Here is a 16,778-nt window from a genome sequence, read left to right on the forward strand (position 1 = left end):
TATGCCTCCGACGAACGATCAGCTTTCAGACGGCGACAATGCCGCGCGCCAAGAATTGAGGCCATATGCGGGAGACGTCGCCCCCGACCTCGACCCCACGTACGACCCGCAAGAGGATCCGACGGTCCGCACGATCGGCGTCATGGGCGCCGCGGGCGGTTACCTCGATCCCGAGGTGCGCAAGCGCGCGCACGAGCTGGGCGTCGCGATCGCGCGCGCAGGTTGCGTGCTCATCACGGGAGCGTGTCCGGGATTGCCGTATGACAGCGCGCGTGGCGCCCTCGCTGAAGGCGGACTTTCGGTCGGCATTTCGCCGGCGCTGTCGCGCAGCGAGCACGTCAAACGTTACGACTCACCGGTCGACGCCTACAACGTCATCATCTACGCCGGTAGCGGCTTGATGGGCCGCGAGGTTCACAACATCCACTCGTCCGACATCGTCATCATAGCGGGGGGCCGTTCCGGCACGCTGGGCGAGTTTTGCATCGCCTTCGATGAAGGCAAGCTGATCGGAGTCCTCAAGAACTCCGGCGGCATCGCGGACGACCTGCCCAGCATCCTGCCGAAGCTCACCAAGGAGACCGGCGCGCACTTGATCTATGACGCGGACCCGCACGCACTCGTGGCCCGATGCGTCGAATTCTATCGCGCCGGGCACTTCCGTCGACCCTCGACGTTCATGGCAGAAAAGCCCGCGGAGGATGGCGAATGGCCCGGATCACCTTCATCGGCGCCGCGGGCGTCGTAACCGGCAGCAAGCACCTCGTCGAGACCGACGCGGGCGCGCGCCTGCTTCTTGATTGCGGGTTGTATCAAGGCATGCGTGACCTGACGGAGCGGAACTGGACGCCGCCGCCGGCGGACCCCAAGACGTTGGACGCGGTGATCCTCTCGCACGCTCACCTCGACCATTGCGGCTACCTGCCGGCGCTCGTGCAGCAAGGCTTTCGGGGCTCGATCTACACGACTTCAGCGACCGCCGAGACGGCGGCTCTGGTCCTGCACGACTCGGCGCATTTGCAGGAAGACGAGGCGGCTCGAGCCCAGCGGCACCCCGAACGGGGCGCGCACGCAAAACCGCTATACACCGATGACGACGTCAACGCCGTCGTCAAACTTTTCAAGCCCACGGCGTATGACGACCTCCGCGACGACATCGCCGGCTGCCGCTTCCGCTTGTCGGATGCCGGCCACATCCTCGGCTCGGCCCTCACCGAGTTGTGGTTCGATCGATCGAAGTTGACGTTCACCGGCGACCTCGGGCGCTACAACCGGCCGCTCTTGCGCGACCCTTCGCCCATCGCCGAGAGCGAGTATGTGCTGGCCGAGTCGACGTACGGCGACCGCAACCACTCCGCGACCGATCCGCAGGTGGACTTAGGGAATGTGACCACCGCGGCCATGCAGCGCGGCGGCGTGCTCGTCATCCCGGCCTTCGCCATCGGCCGGACGCAAGAGGTGCTGTACGCCATCGGCCAGCTGCAGCGCCAGGGCAGCTTTCCTAACGTGGACGTCTATGTGGATAGCCCGATGGCCATCGAGGCCGACGCGATCATGGAACGCCATCCGGAAGCGCTTCGCTTCGACCTCAAGCGGCGCTTCGGGCCCGGCGATATGAACATGGGTGCGTCGCGGGTCACCATCTCGCAAACCTCAGATCAATCGAAGGCGCTCAATGCCCTTAAAACAAACGCGATCATCATCTCGTCCAGCGGCATGGCAAGCGGCGGTCGCATCCTCCATCACTTACGCAATAGGCTGCCGCGACAGGCCGATACAGTTTGCTTCGTCGGCTTCCAGGGACCGGGCACGCTCGGCAATCAGCTGGCGAACGGCGCCAAGCAAGTCAAGGTCTTTGGGGAAGAGGTGTCTGTCAATGCGCTCATCACGCGCATAGACGGCTTTTCGGCACACGCCGACCGCAGCGAATTGCTGCGCTGGTTCGGGAATTTCCGCGACAAGCCCAGCGTCTATCTGGTGCACGCAGAACCGGCCGCGGCGGCATCGCTCGCGGCGGCGGTGACTCAAACCTACGGCTTTCCCGCACAGGTCGCAAAACAGGGTCAGGTATTGGAGATTTCTTAAGGCCCCGTCGGCCTTCCGAGCTCGACGAGCTCATCGGACTCATCGTGCGTCTTCGCAAGGCGACTTTCGGAGAACTCACGCAAGTGTTTCCGATATTCGTATTCGTGTACCGGATCGATGCGAAGCACGTCGTCCGCGCCCAGCTGTTCGACCAGACTTGTCAGAGTGTCCTGATTCAGCATGCGTGTGCCCCCTTTACTATTGATATTCCCAGGCACGCTCAAGCTGAAACGAGTTTGGCCCCCGCACCCAACGCGCGCAACTTGGCGTACGCGACCTCACGACTCATCGGCGCCATGCCGCAGTTCGTCGATGCGGCGAGGCGCTCGATCGGCACGTGCTCCAGCGCCATCCGAAGGGTACGGCAAACTTCTTCGGGCGTTTCGACGCGCTCGTCGGCCACGTCGATGACTCCTACGGCGAGCTGTTTGTCGCCCGCCAGAGCGAGCACTTTCGGCGACACGCGGCTACCAGCCAATTCGATGGAGATCTGGCCGATGCGGCTGCGTGCGAGCAGCGGCAACACGATCGCGTATTGGTCCCACGTTTGGCCCAGACCGCGTTTCCATTCCAAGTTCGCCGGAATGCCGTAACCGTAGCACACATGCACGGCGGTGGCGCAGGGTGCACCGCGAATCGCGGCATCGAGCGCCTCGACGCCCCATTCCGCGAGATCCTCGAAGTAAACGTTGAACGCCGGCTCGTCGAGTTGGACCACATCGACGCCGGCCGCCGCGAGATCGCCGATCTCCTCGCGCAAAAGCTCCGCGAACGCCAGTGCCAGCGCTTTCCGGCTGCCGTAGTATTCATCGTGGAGCGTGTCGACGATGGTCATGGGACCGGGCATCGTCACTTTGAGTTTGCGCGTGGTCAGCGAACGCGCAAAACGCGCTTCATCTCCGTGCGCCGACCCGCGCCTTCGCACCGGGCCCGTCACCGTTGGGAGATCCGCTTGATACCGGTCGGCCCGAATGCCCTTGCGCACTATTTTCGAAAAGTCGACGCCGTCGATGCGCTCCAGAAAGCCGTGGACGAAATGACGCCGGAACTGCTCGCCGTCGGTCACGAGGTCGATGCCGGCACGCTCCTGCTCGAAGATGGCGATGCGCACCGCGTCCTCTTTGGCACGCTCTAATTCGGGCCCATCCAGCCGCCATTGCGGCCACAACCGTTCCGTCTCGGCCAGCCAGTGCGGCTTCGGGAGACTGCCGGCGATCGTGGTGCTTATCAAGTCTTCTTGAGGTGATCGGCGACGATGCGCCGAGCCGCGGTCCGCGGATCCAGTTCCCGCTGGAGCACCGCGGCGAGCACGTTTTCCATCGCGCCGTTGTGCGCGAGCTCATCGGCCACATAGTCCCCGATGTGGCGCTGCACGGCAGCGACGACTTCTTCGCGCAGGCGATCGCGCGAGCGCCCCATGCGTTCGTCGGCCGTGAGGACGAGCCGGTGCCGCTGGCAGGCTTCCCATAGGGCGGGGACGCCTTCGCCGGTCGTGCCGATCGTCTCGAGCACCGGCGGCATCCAGCGGCGACGGCGCTCTTCCGATCCGCCGAGCGTCAGCATCGTCTTGAGATCGGAAACGGTCTGATGGGCGCCCGGCCGGTCAGCCATATTGACCACGAAGATGTCGGCGATCTCGAGCAACCCGGCCTTGATGGTTTGCACGCCGTCGCCGAGTCCTGGCACGGTGACGACGACGACCGTGTCCGCGACCTTGACGATCTCCAACTCGATCTGACCCACGCCCACCGTCTCGACGAGGATGACGTCGCGTCCGAAGGCGTCCAGCGCGCGCACCGCGTCGCGCGTCGCCGGTGCCAAGCCCCCGAGACTCTTGCGCGAGGCCATGCTGCGGATGAAGACGCCGCCGTCGCCGGCGTGCCGCTGCATGCGAACGCGATCGCCGAGCACCGCGCCGCCGGTGAACGGACTCGACGGATCGACGCATACGATGCCGACGGTGCGGCCCTCCTTGCGGATCACGGCCGCGAGCAAGTCGACCAAAGTGCTTTTGCCCGAGCCGGGCGGACCCGTCACGCCGATGACGTGAGCGTGACCCGTTCGCGGATACAGGGCGGCGACCAGCGCAGCTGCCGCCGGGTCATCGTTCTCGATGAGCGTGATGGCGCGCGCGAGAGCCCGCCAATCGGCGTCGAGCACGCGGTGAGCCAGCTCGCGCCCGCGCGCTTCAGCGGCCTTGGACGGTGCGGTTTGCATGTGGGTTCGAGATTTCACGAAGCCCGCGAGGCGCGCCTCCGTCGGCATCGCAGCGTACAGGTGCCGCCCTGCCGGATAACTGAATCTTACTCTCCATGAAGGCGATTTTGCGGGCTATCTTGTGCCTCGTTTTCGCGCTTGGGTGGCTTGCGACGTCGAGCGTGCCGGCGTCGGCGAAGTGCGCGCTCGTCCCGACCAGCTTTGTGCTCGCGGGCGTCGGCAAGTCCGGCGGCCTTTTCCGATATGAGGTGAGCCTGTGGGCCGATAGCGGCGGCCCGAGTTCCGCGGTCTTTGCGGTTTCTTCGGTCAATACGGGCCCCAAGCAGATATATGCTCCGCATGTGGTGCTGTCAAAAGGCGAAGGTGGCGCTTTCAAGGGGACGATGACGTTTGCGATCTCCGCTCGTTACGCGCGTGGGATTTCGGTCAAGCAGGTGGGCTCCAAGGACGGCACGTCGGCCCCGTGCGCCGATGCAGAGCACCGCATCGACGGACCACCGGGGACGGCGGACTTCGATGACAGCACGCCTGCGGCCAAAGCGCTGTCTGAAGCAAAGCCGGTCATCGAGAAATCGAACGATCCGGGCATTTTCGAGCACATGATGATCGCGAACTACCCTGCGCGCGAACACGCCAACGGGATTCAAGGCTCTGCGCTCGTTCAAGTCATCGTGGGTAACGACGGAACGGTGCTGGAAGCAAGCGTGATCCGAAGCAGCGGACATCCGGGCCTCGATGGCGCCGCGCTGGAGGCTGCCAGATCGAGCACCTACGTGGAGACCAAAGTTCAAGGCAAACCCGCGGTCGGCAAGTACAAGACAGAATACTCCTTCAATCTTCCCCTCTGAGCGCACAGCATGATCATAATCGCCGTTGTCGCGGCCCTGGCAGCAGCGTCGCCCGCCTCATCGACTGACTGTCCGGTCGCCGTCCGGACCTTTGTCCAACTCGACCATGGCGCGCGATTCTCTCGCTACCGCGTGGCCGTGACCTCGGCGATCGCTGCGCCGACTGCGGTCCGACTCGTCGTTCGAGGCGACGCCAACGCCGCTGACCCCGCAGTTTTTGTTCCGCTCCTCACTCCTCGCGAAAGCGTGGAGGGCAAAGCCACCGCCAGTGTCCTGTTCGTGTGGCCAAGCGCTGACCTTACCGCCGTCAATGTGAAGGAAGTGATCGATCTGACCACCGCCACGGTCACGCAATGCCCGCAAGCACAAGACGTCGCCATTCTCCGCTATCCCGGTGTCGAGAAGAACGTCTTCGACGATTCCGCGGAGACGCGTCAGCCACACGTCATCGCGCACGTCATAACCGATCCGTCCTTCATTAACCTAGTCGCTCCAAACGTTTCCGAAACCGACGTCTTAGCGGGTCATCAGGGCGATGCGATCATCGAAATCACAATCGGGCCGGGCGGCAAGGTCGAAGGCGTCAACGTCTTTCGATCGTCGGGTTACTACACACTGGACAACGCCGCGCTCAAGGCCGCTCGGGAGAGCACATTTTCCGAGCCGACGCTGGACGGCAAGCCGGTGCGCCTGAGCTACTTCGTGACATACCGGTTTTGAGCGCTACCGCAACGATGCCCGCCTCCGACCAAGCTTCGGTCAGCATTCCGGTGCGCAAGCCGTTCACGCTGTTCTCGACCGTGACGTCGCACGGCTGGTATCAAACGCTGCCGTTCCGCTGGGATCAACGGCGCGGCGTGCTCTTGCGCGCCGAGCAACTGATGGATCATCGCGTCATGCTGCTCGAGATCTCCGAACAGCGTTCAACGAAGCGCGGCTACAGCGACGTGCTCTTCAAGGTCAAGGGTGAAGGCGCGACCGACCCCGGCGTTGCTCAAGAGATGGCGCGCCGCGTCACGATCATGCTGCACTTGGATGAGGACCTGCAGTCATTCTACGCGTTGTGCCGCAAGCTGCCGGAGATGAAGGGCGCGTTGCGCTGGGGCGCCGGCCGCAGCATGCGCGCATCGTCGCTGTGGGAGGATGTCGTCAAGACCGTGCTCGGCACCAACGTGCTATGGAAGCAAGCGGTCGTGATGATCAACCGGCTGGCGGACCTCGGGGAAGTGTGCCCGGCTGATACCACGCTCAAGGCCTGGCCCTCGCCGGGTCGCGTGGCGCGCGCAGGCGAGCGCTATCTGCGCGACGTGGTTCGCGCGGGCTACCGCGCGCCGTATATCATCGAACTGGCAGCGGCGCAGAAGACGGGCGCCCTCGACTTCGACACGATCGAGGCACAAGCGAAGACGATGGACGCCGAGCAGCTCTACAAAACCCTGGTCAAACTCAAAGGCATCGGCAAATCGTCGGCTCATTTCCTCATGAATCTGCTCGGACATTACGACCACATCGCGGTCGACAGCGCCACGTACGCATATGCCAAGCGAGAACTCTTCCGCGGAAAGCGTCCGACCGAAAAGCAGATCCGCAAGAGGTTTGCGGAGTTCGGCCGCTGGCAATCGCTCGTCTATTGGTTTGGACGTTGGTCGCCTAAGCTCGAATGGTGGGAGGACGCAAGCGGTCGAGCGTCTATGTGACGTCAGGCTATCCGCGTTCCTGGGAAATACGCAGCCAGGATCGCCGCCGCCGGCATGCCTGCGTCGGCGCGGCCGCGCGCGCCCCACTGGCACATCCCGACGCCGTGACCGAGCCCATGCCCCGTCACCGCAAACGCCTCACCGTCTCGAACGATGTCGAACATGCTGCTCGGCAGCACCTTATAGCCCAGCGCTTCGGCGACGTTGACGTAGAAGCGCCTGCCATCGTAGTCCGAGTCCGCTGCATCAGTCCGGGAAACGCGCAGCCGTTTCACGCGTCCGCCGGGCCAGCGTTCTGAGACGTCCACGCCCACGAGCCGATCGGCGGGAACCCCAAGCGCGCGTGCCATCGCGTCACGCGCGATGCTGTTCTTCCAGGCGAAGTACGGTGCTGCGGAGCAATACGCGCGTCCGCCGGCGTCGTCGTCCGCCACGCCGTTGAGGTATGACGGACCTGCGCGGCCCGTCAGCTCGACGCTGCCGGCCGTATGGCCGCCGCAAGCCGAACTGTAGAAAACATCAGCCGGCGCAGCTCCGGCGACCAGCACTTGGCCCGAAGTAGCCGCCACGGCGCTGGAAAATGTCGGAGCGATCCCGTCGAGCCCGCGATACACTTGGCTCGAGGTGTCGTCGGTAAGGTCGTACGCGCGCGCCGAAGCGTGCGCGGCCGCGCGAATCGCATACGTCCGTGCGGCGATCGCTTGCGCCCTGATGGACTCCGTATGCCAGCCCGGACTGATTTCTGACGCCAGCGTCGAAGCGACGTATGAATCGACGTCGACATAATTGATGACAGTGATCGCTCCGGCTTGCATGGCGACCGTCAGCGAGCCGTTGTAGCGCCGCAGCAATGGCTGGCCGCCCGCGGTGTAGCTCGTCACCGCGAATGGGGCAGGCGATGCGATCAATACGACGGGGTCGTTGATCGGTGCTTGCCGGCCGTCGAGCGTGAGAGTGGCGGCCACAGCGTCGAAGACAGCGTTGGCCGCGGACAACCGGTCGGCGCCGACCGCGATGGAAAGCGGTACGAGACCGCTGACCTCGAGCCGCGCGATCGACGATCCGGAAAAGAGTTTGACTCGGATGGAGCGCCCTGCGACTTCGCCGGCAGCGCTCGCTGCGGACGGATCGACAAGCGACGCAAATGCCCAAGCCGCGCCCGCGCTCACCACGAACTCGCGACGAGTCCACACGAGCGTTGTATGTTGCGCGCCCGAACGAAGCATTCCTATATAGGCAGCGTCCAAGCAAGCGGCGAAAACGCGAGCCATGATAGTACGAGTCACGATCGCGTTTTTGATGCTCACCGGCACACCGGCGCTCACCCTTGCAGCTCCTTTCCAAAGCGATGGACCCTATGCGAAGGCGCCGGCGCTTGGCATCCGCATCGGCACGCTGTCGCCCGGCCCGTTGGATGCGATCACCGACGTCGCCGGCGTGCGCGTCGGTCACGTGACGCACATCGCGGGCGACGGCGCGCTTGTGCCCGGCACGGGCCCGGTACGCACCGGCGTCACCGCGATCATTCCGCGCGTCGATGTCTGGCACAAGAAAGTATTCGCGGCGGCGTGGCCGATCAACGGCAACGGCGAGATGACCGGCACGACATGGGTCAACGAAGCCGGCTGGCTTGAAGTGCCGATCCTGTTGACCGATACGCTCTCGGTCGGAAGAGTCGATGACGGCGTCGTGAGTTGGATGATGAAGCACTACCCGCAGGTCGGCGTCGAGGATGACGTGCCCCTGCCGGTGGTGGCTGAATGCGATGACGGTTACCTCAATGATATGCGCGGCCGGCACAACACGGCCGACGATGCGGTGACCGCCCTTGAAACAGCGGCCGGCGGCGCCGTCGAGCAGGGGAGCATCGGCGCGGGCACCGGCATGGCTTCGTACGGTTTCAAGGGAGGCATCGGAACGGCGTCACGCGTCTTGAGCGCGAAGGACGGCGGCTACACGGTAGGCGTGCTCGTGAACGCGAACAACGGCAGCGAAGGCCGCCGCGCCCTGCTCGTCAACGGTGTGCCGGTCGGTCAGGCATTGAGCAGCGAAGTCTCGTTGCTGCCGGAGCGAACCCACTCGATTATCGTCATCGTGGCGACCGACGCGCCGCTCTTGCACGATCAACTGCTGCGAGTCGCGAAGCGCTCGGCTCTTGGGCTCGCGCGCACGGGAACCACTGCGTTGGACCAAAGCGGTGACCTCGTCATCGCTTTCTCGACCGCGAACGTCGTGCCGCATTATCCGGACCAACGCACTTTCAAGGTGACCACAATGGATCATGCGCACATCAATCCGATCTTTCTCGCAACGGCCGATGCGACCGAAGAAGCGGTTATCAACGCGCTGCTTTCGGCGAAATCCATCACCGGACGCGATGGCCACACGGTCAAGGCGCTGCCGCACGACCGCTTGCTGCAGATCATGCACCGCTACGGAAGATAGCTAGAGGCCTTGGCTTTCCGCGGCACCTGCTCAACCGGCGTCGTGCAGGCGGGCCGGCAGCGGCTGCGCGTGGCTTGGACGCATGCCGGCATCGCGTTTCTCGACCCCGAGCGCCGCGGCTTGCGGCTCGCGATCGAAAAGCGCATCCGCATGCGCCTCAAGGAGGCGCCGGTGCCGCGATTGATTCGCGACTCGCTTTACGCCCTCGCCCGCGGCGCACCCGATATCGATGTGCCGATCGACCTTTCGTGGGCAAGAGACTACGAGCGCGACGTGCTGCTCGCCGCGCGCAGCATACGCTGGGGAGAAACGCGCCCGTATAGCTGGCTTGCGCGCGAGGCCCGCCGCCCGCTCGCCGTCCGAGCGGCCGCCAGCGTCATCGCGCGTAACCCGCTATGGTTTCTCGTGCCCTGGCATCGCGTTATCTACAAGGATGGGCGCGCAACACGACCCGGCCGCGGCGGTCCGCCTCAGTATAAGGAAGAACTGCTCGCGCGCGAACGCAAAAAGCCGGGCACTAGGGCAGCCGCAGTTCCATCTCGTCGGAAGGGCTGAAGCCTAGGGCTTCATACACGGGTCTGCCCATCGTCGAGCTGCGCAAACGCACGACGACGCAAGCGCGCTCCTTGGCCCATTGCACCGCTCGCGAAGTCAGCGCGCTCGCGATACCGTTGCGGCGCCGAGCCGGAATCACGTAGACGTGAGAGATGATGGCAGACTGCCTTCCATAGATAAGGTTGCGGTAGTCGGCAGGTTTGTAGACCGCCGTCAGCCCGACCATCAGGCCATCGACTTCGGCCACGAACAACGTGCCTGCGCCATCGGCGATCAGTCCTCCGAAGAACTTGACGTAGCGATCGCGCCAACTCCGGTCCTTGACGTCGAGGTCGCTTCCGTCCAATTCGAGGGTCATCTCGCGCCGCAACCAGCACGTGCCGGCGATCTCGTCCGCTCGGATCTCGCGGATCGCGAACGCGGTATTGGGGCTCACGTCAGAGCGCTCGACACCGCGCGTTTGAGTTCGTCGAGGCCCGCTCCGGTCTTGGCGGAGACTCGTACCCCGCCACCGCTTGGCGTGGCGGTCGCGATGTCGCTCTTGTTCCAAGCCACGATCGTCGGCTTTTCTCCGGCACCGAGTTCGCGAAGCACCGTCTCGACCGCTTCGCGCTGGCGCATCCAATGCGGATTGCTGGAATCGATCACATGCACCAAGAGCGTTGCGCTCGTCACCTCTTCCAGCGTCGCCCGAAACGCGGCGACCAGCTCTTTTGGCAGGTCGCTGACGAAGCCGACCGTGTCCGCCACGATGGCGCTCGCATCATCGTCGAGCCGGATCTTACGCAGCGTCGGATCGAGCGTGGCAAAGGGTTGATCCGCGACGAAAACACGTGCCCCGGTCAATGCGTTCAGCAGTGAAGACTTGCCCGCGTTGGTGTAACCGACCAGCGCGATCACCGGCGTTCCTTCGCGACTCCGTCGTTGCTCGCGGCGCCTCTTGCGCACGTCTAACACCTGACCCTCGAGCAGCGAGATGCGCAAACGGATGCGCCGCCGATCGACCTCGAGTTTGGTCTCGCCCGGGCCGCGCGTGCCGATGCCGCCGCCCAAACGAGAGAGGGCGTCCTGGCTGCCGATCAGATTCGCGGCGCGGTGGCGCAGCTGCGCGAGCTCGACCTGCAGTTTGCCTTCGCCGGTCCGGGCGTGCCGCGCGAAGATGTCGAGGATGACGACCGATCTGTCCATCACGAAGACATCGCCGCCCATGACCTTCTCCAGCGCGGCGCGCTGACGAGGCCGCAAGCTGTTCAAGACGATGACGCCCTCGGCGTGTTGCTCGCGCACGGCCGCCGCAAGCTCCTCGGCCTTGCCCGTCCCTATTAATGTAGACGGGTCAACGGCCGAGCGGCGCTGCAGCATCCGGCTCACGACTTGCGTGCCGGCGGCCCGTGCCAGCGCCTCGAGTTCGTCGACTTCGACCTCAAAGCGTGAACGATCGCCGCGGGTGTCGACGCCGACCAGGATCACACGCTGGGGGCCGGGTTGGGTCGCGTGAAGCATTGGGTAACGATACGACGGGGGCGGCCATATAGCCGCCCACGTCATCCGAGCTCGCGTCGCTCGCTCGGAACACTACATCGAGGTGAGTTATCTAAACGGCGGAGAGAGTCGGGGGCGCTTTGCGCAAGCCGGGCGGATGGTCCGCCACCGGCGTCAGCGCCGCGAAGCTCAATTGTTTCTGATAGGTCGAGATGAGAAGCTCGACGCCGCCGTGGACGCTGCCCTCCGAGGCGACGCATTTGGACAGTTTTTTGGTGAAGTATTCTTCCAGATTCGATAACGCGTGCTGCCAGTAGGCGTCTTTCGTCAGCCGCGAGCCGTCGTACCGATTCTTGTCGACAAGCCAAACAAAAACCGGCTCGCTTCCTTCGCGAAACCCCAACACGAACAGGGGTATCGGCTGGGCGGCCGGCTCATCCTCTGGGTGGAACGAACAAACCGTATAGAACTCGAGTAAGACGTGCTCAGGCTCGATGGGTTTACTCACCGGCGCCTCCTCCCGCTCTGAAGAGAAGATTCGGACGCGCGCGCGGCAGGCGTGGTTGGTCCGTGGACCCGAGCTTCGTCGGGCAATAAAACGGACCTGCAGGTGCGTTGCGACAATACCCGGGCATGTCGCTGCGCGACGAGCTTCTTGCGGCATGCGGTCCGGACGGGCTGGTCGACGATCCGGGCGGCCGCTCGGCCTATTCATACGAAGCGGCGCTGCCTAGCCACACCGGATGGCCCGATTTCGTGGTGCTGCCGCGGACCACCGACCAAGTCGTTGCGGTCGTGAAGGCGGCAGCCAAGCACGGCGCGCCCATCGTGCCGCGCGGCTCCGGCACAGGGCTTGTCGGCGGCTCTCTGCCCACGCGCGGGGGCATCACGGTCGCGCTGACGCGCATGAATCGCATCCTCCGCATCGATCGCCCGAACCGCTTCGCGGTCGTGCAGCCCGGGGTCATAAACCTGGACCTCTCGAGCGCGACCCGCCCCTACGGATTTTTCTACGCTCCCGATCCTTCCAGTCAAAAGATATCGACCGTCGGCGGCAACGTCGCGTGCAATGCCGGCGGGCCGCATTGCCTCGAGTACGGCACGACGACCAACCACGTGCTCGGCATGACGTTCGTGCTCCCGGATGGCGGCGTCGTCCAAAGCGGCATCGCTCCAGACGAACCGGGCTTTGATCTCACCGCCATCATGACCGGCTCGGAAGGCACGCTCGGCATCGTCACGGAGATCACGGTGAGACTGACGCCGGTGCCCGAAGCCGCACGCGTGGCGTTGGCGGCGTTTGACAGCATCGCAGCGGCTTCGGAAACGGTGTCGGCGATCATCGGCCACGGCATCGTGCCGGCGGCGCTGGAGATGATGGATCGGCGTGCCACGGAGGCGGTGGAGGCGGCGTTTCACGTCGGCTACCCCGTGGGCTCCGACGCGGTGTTGCTCATCGAGATGGACGGCCTAAAAGATGCCGTCGAGGAGCGGCTTGCCGCCGTCGTCAGGACGTGCCACGAGCACGGTGCGCTGTCCGTGCGCGAGGCGCGCAGCCAAGCGGAGCGCGATGGGCTCTGGGCCGGCCGCAAAGGCGCCGCGGCTGCGATGGGCCGGATCGCACCCAACTTCTACGTGCAAGACTGCGTCGTGCCGCGCACGCGGTTCCCACAGGCGGTCACCCGCGTCGACGCCATCTGCGCGCATCACAAGATCAGGGTCGCCACCGTGCTGCACGCGGGCGACGGCAACCTGCACCCGAGCCTCTGTTTCGACCGACGCGACCAAGACGAAGTCCGTCGCGTGATGACGGCCGGCACGGAGATTCTGAAAGCCTGCGTGGATCTCGGCGGCACCGTCTCCGGCGAGCACGGCATCGGCCTGGAGAAACGTAACGCGCTCGACCTCATCTTCTCGCCGGACGATCTTGCTGCCATGGCAAAGCTCAAGGGCTGCTTCAATCCATCGCTGCTGTTCAATCCTGATAAGATATTCCCGTCAAGCCGTCGCTGCGCCGAATTGCTCGAACTGGCCGCGGGCGGCACGCGCGCCGCTATGGAGGCGGGCGCGTGGGTCTAGCGCCGGCGCTCCACATCGATGGCGTCGTCGCGAGCGGCGTGACGCGCCCCGCCTCGATCGAAGAGCTGTGCTCGACGTTGCGCGAGGCCAATGCCATGCGACTGCGCGTGACGCCGGTCGGCGGGGGCACGCACAGCGACGTCGGCTATCCGGTGGATCGTATCGATCTCGCGGTCGACATGACGGCGTTGTCCGCCGTGAACGAATACGAACCCGACGATCTTACGATTTCCGTTCAAGCCGGCATGCGCGTGGCGGCGCTGGCATCGCTGCTCGAGGCGCGAGGTCAACATCTGCCGCTGGACGTCGAACAGCCAGAGCGCGCGACCATCGGAGGAGCGATCGCCGTAGGGCACGCGGGGCCCCGCCGGTATGGCTTCGGAAGTTTGCGCGACCTGCTCATCGGCCTGCGCGTGGTGCTCGCCGACGGCACGCTCGTGAAGTCCGGCGGCATGGTCGTCAAGAACGTGTCCGGCTACGATCTCACCAAGCTTCACCATGGCGCGCTCGGGTCGCTGGGGCTCATCGTGGACGCGAATTTCAAACTGCTGAGCGCGCCGAAGCAGCGCACGTTGCTGATCGCGGAATATCGCTCGCCGTCCATCGCCCTCGAGGCAGCCGCATCGCTTGTCCAAGGCGCGTTGCCCTATAGCGCGGTCGCCGTCACCGGACCTGGAAAGGTCCATGTCGGTTGCGAAGGGCATATCAAGGACGCGGCTCGCTTGCGAGCGGAGGCGCTCAAGGTCTTGCAGGCCGCGGGCGCTGCGGAAGTGCAGGAGCTGCACGGGACCGCTGATTCGGCCTCTCATTGGGGCAGCATCGGGCCGGCCGCGCGAGGCGAAGCCGAGGTGGTGTTTCGGGTTAATGCGCCCATTGCGGCAATGGCGGGTTTGACGCGCCAGGCTTTGGAACTCGGCGTCGAGCACGACCTAGTCATGAGCTGGACCGCCGACATGGGCTGCGGCGTGCTCGAACTGGGCGCCGGGCCGAAGGTGGGCATACCCCGCCTCAACCGATTCTATGAAGCGCTCGCACAGATCGCCGAGCTGGTTCGGGTGAGCCATGGGGCCCCAGACGTTCGCCGAGAACTACCGGTGTTCGGTCCCGAACCACAGGGGCTTGCGCTGATGCGACTCATCAAAAACCAGTTCGATCCGAACGGGATCTTGAACGTCGGCAAGAATGTTGGCCGGCTTTAGTCCGCACGACGCGCCGTCGGACGCGATCGTCAATACGTGTATCCGGTGCGGCTTCTGTCTGCCCACCTGCCCGACGTACGTGCTCACGCAAGACGAACGGTCATCGCCTCGCGGCCGCATCGGTTTGATCGGTGAAGTCATCGAGGGACGGCTGGGCGTTGACGATGCGACGTTTCGGGCCCAGATGTTCGAATGCTTGGGGTGTCGCAACTGCGAGCCCGTCTGCCCTTCGGGCGTGGCGTTCGGTGCGCTCTTAGAAGATGCGAGGGCGCAGATAACGCAAGCCGACGCAAGTTCACCCGCCGGTAGATTGCGCGCATTGGCGTATGACGTGCTCCTGGGCAACCTATCGACGCTCCGTCTGCTGGCGATCCTCGCGCGCTGGTATCGCATCACCGGCTTCCAGCGAATCGTGCGCCGCAGCGGCCTGCTCGAGGTGCTAGGAATCGAGCGGCTCGAGCGGCTCATGCCTGCGATCGAAAATACGCCGTTCGACGCCGACGGTTCGACCTGGCTGCCCAGCGCCGGCAGGCCCAAAGGCAAGGTCGCACTGTTTTGCGGCTGCGTCATGAGCGTCGCCTTCGCAAACGTCCACAAGGCCACGGTGCGAGTCCTCAACGTCAACGGCTGGGCGGTCGAGGCGACGCGTGATCAGGGATGCTGCGGCGCGCTGCACGTGCATGCGGGCTTTAAGGATCGCGCACGCGAGCTCGCCCGGAAGACCATCGCCGCATTCGAGCGCTCCTCGGCGCAATTCATCGTCGTCAACGCCGCGGGTTGCGGCGCGCAGCTCAAAGAGTACGGCCACCTGCTCAAAGACGACCCTTCGTGGGCGCACCGAGCCCAGACGTTCTCCGAGAGGGTGCGCGATTTCAGCGAGCTTCTGGCTTCCGAGCCGCTCAACTGCGAGGATATGGAAGGCGTTCGCGCGCGCGTGACCTATCAGGATGCCTGCCACCTCGCGCACGCGCAGCGCATCACGCGGGAGCCGCGAACGCTCATCGACGCGATCCCCGGTGTCGAGCGGATCGAGATGCCCGAATCCGATCGATGCTGCGGCAGCGCCGGCGTCTACAACATCACGCATCCGGCATTCGCCGCGCTGCTAGGCGAACGCAAGCTAGCCGCAGCCGCATCCGTTGGAGCCGAGCGCATCGTCACCACGAATCCCGGCTGCCAGATGCAGCTCGAGGCCGAAGCCGCACGCATCGGAGGCCTGCGCGTTCAGCATATCGCGCAGCTGCTTGACGAGTCATATGGAGTGGCCGGCGTCACTCCTGACGCGACGGACGGCGCGCGTAGGCCGTCATCCGGAGGATTGCACGTCACGCTCGGCGCAATCGCAGCCGTTGGGGTGGCCGCGCTCTTAGTGCGCAGCCTATTACGGTCGAAATGAACGCGCACAAACCGTACTTCGTACAGCTCTCCGACACGCATCTGTTCGCCGACGCGACGCAAACGTTGTGGGGCGTTTCGCCGGATCGCGAATTGGATCGCGTCGTCGCGGCGTTGCTGGCGATGGAGACGCCGCCCGCGTTCGCGCTCGTGACCGGAGACTGCTCCGGGGATGGCAGCGAGACTTCGTATCGTCGCCTTGCGGAAAAACTGCGGCCGTTGAACGCGCCGGTCTACTACGCGCCGGGCAACCACGACGATCCGTCGCTCATGGCTAAGCTCTTCTCGCGGCGCACGCTCGGTGCCGGCGAGAAACTGACGCAGGTGATGCAGTCCGGCGGTTGGCGCTTCGTCTTGTTGGACAGCTCGGTCGCGGGCAAAGATCAGGGAACGCTCGGCGACGATCAACTCGCCTGGCTTCGCGACACGTTGGCTCGAGAGCCGAAAGCCGCGACCATGGTCGTCGTGCATCATAACCCGTTGCCGATCGGTTCGCAGTGGCTGGACACGATGACGATCAGCGACGCGCGGGAATTGCTCGAGATCTTGGACGCCGCGCCCCAAGTGCACGCCGTGCTGTACGGCCACGTCCATCAGGAATGCGCGACCAAGCGTGGCCCGACCGCGTACATGAGCGCGCCGTCGACCTTTTTCCAGTTCAAACCGGGCGCCGCGAGCTTTTGCTCGGATGGACTTCCGCCCGGCGCGCGTCTTGTGAACCTCAACGGCGCCAGTTTCTCGACGTCGATCCTGCGCGTTTCTTAAGAAGGCAAACT

The 16,778-nt window shown here is 64.7% G+C and carries 18 protein-coding genes; 11 read left to right on the forward strand and 7 right to left on the reverse strand.

Translation table 11 applies throughout. From position 1 onward, the window contains the following. Position 1 precedes the first annotated feature (1 nt). Both VN934_07320 and VN934_07325 read left to right on the forward strand, forming a co-directional pair. Positions 2-748: a hypothetical protein gene (locus VN934_07320; GenBank protein ID HXM18609.1), complete on the forward strand. Its 747-nt coding sequence runs from the start codon at positions 2-4 to the stop codon at positions 746-748. After that, a complete protein-coding gene (locus VN934_07325; GenBank protein ID HXM18610.1) occupies positions 709-2,085 on the forward strand; it encodes an MBL fold metallo-hydrolase in 1,377 nt (458 codons plus the stop codon). Before VN934_07320 ends, VN934_07325 begins: the two co-directional genes overlap by 40 nt. Here VN934_07325 and VN934_07330 read toward each other — a convergent pair. The 3 genes from VN934_07330 to meaB are packed head-to-tail and all read right to left on the reverse strand — an operon-like array spanning position 2,082 to position 4,302. Continuing rightward, the gene (locus VN934_07330) at positions 2,082-2,267 is read right to left on the reverse strand and encodes a hypothetical protein (protein HXM18611.1); all 186 of its coding nucleotides are present in this window, start codon (positions 2,265-2,267) and stop codon (positions 2,082-2,084) included. The two genes, VN934_07325 and VN934_07330, sit on opposite strands and share 4 nt — an antisense overlap. 38 nt (positions 2,268-2,305) lie before the next feature. Beyond that, positions 2,306-3,316 (reverse strand): methionine synthase, encoded by a 1,011-nt coding sequence (locus tag VN934_07335; GenBank protein ID HXM18612.1) that lies wholly within the window; start codon positions 3,314-3,316, stop codon positions 2,306-2,308. Then, a complete protein-coding gene (meaB, locus tag VN934_07340) occupies positions 3,313-4,302 on the reverse strand; it encodes a methylmalonyl Co-A mutase-associated GTPase MeaB (protein HXM18613.1) in 990 nt (329 codons plus the stop codon). Before meaB ends, VN934_07335 begins: the two co-directional genes overlap by 4 nt. A gap of 95 nt (positions 4,303-4,397) precedes the next feature. On the opposite strand from meaB, the gene VN934_07345 reads away from it, so the two are divergent. From VN934_07345 to VN934_07355, 3 genes are read left to right on the forward strand one after another with little or no spacing between them, the layout of a single operon-like run. Further along, positions 4,398-5,150 (forward strand): energy transducer TonB, encoded by a 753-nt coding sequence (locus tag VN934_07345; protein HXM18614.1) that lies wholly within the window; start codon positions 4,398-4,400, stop codon positions 5,148-5,150. A 9-nt stretch (positions 5,151-5,159) separates the two neighbouring features. Beyond that, a complete protein-coding gene (locus VN934_07350) occupies positions 5,160-5,870 on the forward strand; it encodes an energy transducer TonB (GenBank protein ID HXM18615.1) in 711 nt (236 codons plus the stop codon). Between the two features lie 14 nt (positions 5,871-5,884). Further along, a complete protein-coding gene (locus VN934_07355) occupies positions 5,885-6,847 on the forward strand; it encodes a hypothetical protein (GenBank protein ID HXM18616.1) in 963 nt (320 codons plus the stop codon). A gap of 2 nt (positions 6,848-6,849) precedes the next feature. On the opposite strand, the gene VN934_07360 is transcribed toward VN934_07355, so the two are convergent. Next, positions 6,850-8,040 carry a SpoIID/LytB domain-containing protein gene (locus tag VN934_07360; protein ID HXM18617.1) on the reverse strand — a complete coding sequence of 397 codons (1,191 nt, stop codon included), beginning with the start codon at positions 8,038-8,040 and terminating at the stop codon, positions 6,850-6,852. 76 nt (positions 8,041-8,116) lie between these two features. Here VN934_07360 and VN934_07365 point away from each other — a divergent pair, with 76 nt between their 5' ends. After that, positions 8,117-9,292 (forward strand): P1 family peptidase, encoded by a 1,176-nt coding sequence (locus VN934_07365; protein HXM18618.1) that lies wholly within the window; start codon positions 8,117-8,119, stop codon positions 9,290-9,292. 9 nt (positions 9,293-9,301) lie between these two features. Then, on the forward strand, positions 9,302-9,847 hold the full coding sequence (locus VN934_07370) for a methylated-DNA--[protein]-cysteine S-methyltransferase (protein ID HXM18619.1): 546 nt from the start codon (positions 9,302-9,304) through the stop codon (positions 9,845-9,847). On the opposite strand, the gene VN934_07375 is transcribed toward VN934_07370, so the two are convergent. The 3 genes from VN934_07375 to VN934_07385 form a co-directional block, all read right to left on the reverse strand. After that, positions 9,810-10,283 carry a GNAT family N-acetyltransferase gene (locus VN934_07375; protein ID HXM18620.1) on the reverse strand — a complete coding sequence of 158 codons (474 nt, stop codon included), beginning with the start codon at positions 10,281-10,283 and terminating at the stop codon, positions 9,810-9,812. The genes VN934_07370 and VN934_07375 overlap by 38 nt on opposite strands. Next, positions 10,280-11,350 (reverse strand): GTPase HflX, encoded by a 1,071-nt coding sequence (gene hflX, locus VN934_07380; GenBank protein HXM18621.1) that lies wholly within the window; start codon positions 11,348-11,350, stop codon positions 10,280-10,282. Before hflX ends, VN934_07375 begins: the two co-directional genes overlap by 4 nt. A 91-nt stretch (positions 11,351-11,441) precedes the next feature. Then, positions 11,442-11,837 carry a hypothetical protein gene (locus tag VN934_07385; protein HXM18622.1) on the reverse strand — a complete coding sequence of 132 codons (396 nt, stop codon included), beginning with the start codon at positions 11,835-11,837 and terminating at the stop codon, positions 11,442-11,444. Positions 11,838-11,944: 107 nt separating this feature from the next. On the opposite strand from VN934_07385, the gene VN934_07390 reads away from it, so the two are divergent. From VN934_07390 to VN934_07405, 4 genes are read left to right on the forward strand one after another with little or no spacing between them, the layout of a single operon-like run. After that, positions 11,945-13,408 (forward strand): FAD-linked oxidase C-terminal domain-containing protein, encoded by a 1,464-nt coding sequence (locus VN934_07390; GenBank protein ID HXM18623.1) that lies wholly within the window; start codon positions 11,945-11,947, stop codon positions 13,406-13,408. Next, complete coding sequence (locus VN934_07395) at positions 13,399-14,607, forward strand: FAD-binding oxidoreductase (protein HXM18624.1); 1,209 nt, start codon at positions 13,399-13,401, stop codon at positions 14,605-14,607. The genes VN934_07390 and VN934_07395 overlap by 10 nt, the downstream gene beginning before the upstream one ends. After that, positions 14,591-16,003 carry a (Fe-S)-binding protein gene (locus tag VN934_07400; GenBank protein HXM18625.1) on the forward strand — a complete coding sequence of 471 codons (1,413 nt, stop codon included), beginning with the start codon at positions 14,591-14,593 and terminating at the stop codon, positions 16,001-16,003. Before VN934_07395 ends, VN934_07400 begins: the two co-directional genes overlap by 17 nt. Continuing rightward, the gene (locus VN934_07405) at positions 16,000-16,767 is read left to right on the forward strand and encodes a phosphodiesterase (GenBank protein HXM18626.1); all 768 of its coding nucleotides are present in this window, start codon (positions 16,000-16,002) and stop codon (positions 16,765-16,767) included. Before VN934_07400 ends, VN934_07405 begins: the two co-directional genes overlap by 4 nt. Positions 16,768-16,778 lie beyond the last annotated feature (11 nt).

It is taken from the genome of Candidatus Tumulicola sp. (assembly GCA_035601835.1).
Taxonomy (GTDB): Bacteria; Vulcanimicrobiota; Vulcanimicrobiia; order Eremiobacterales; family Eremiobacteraceae; genus DATNNM01.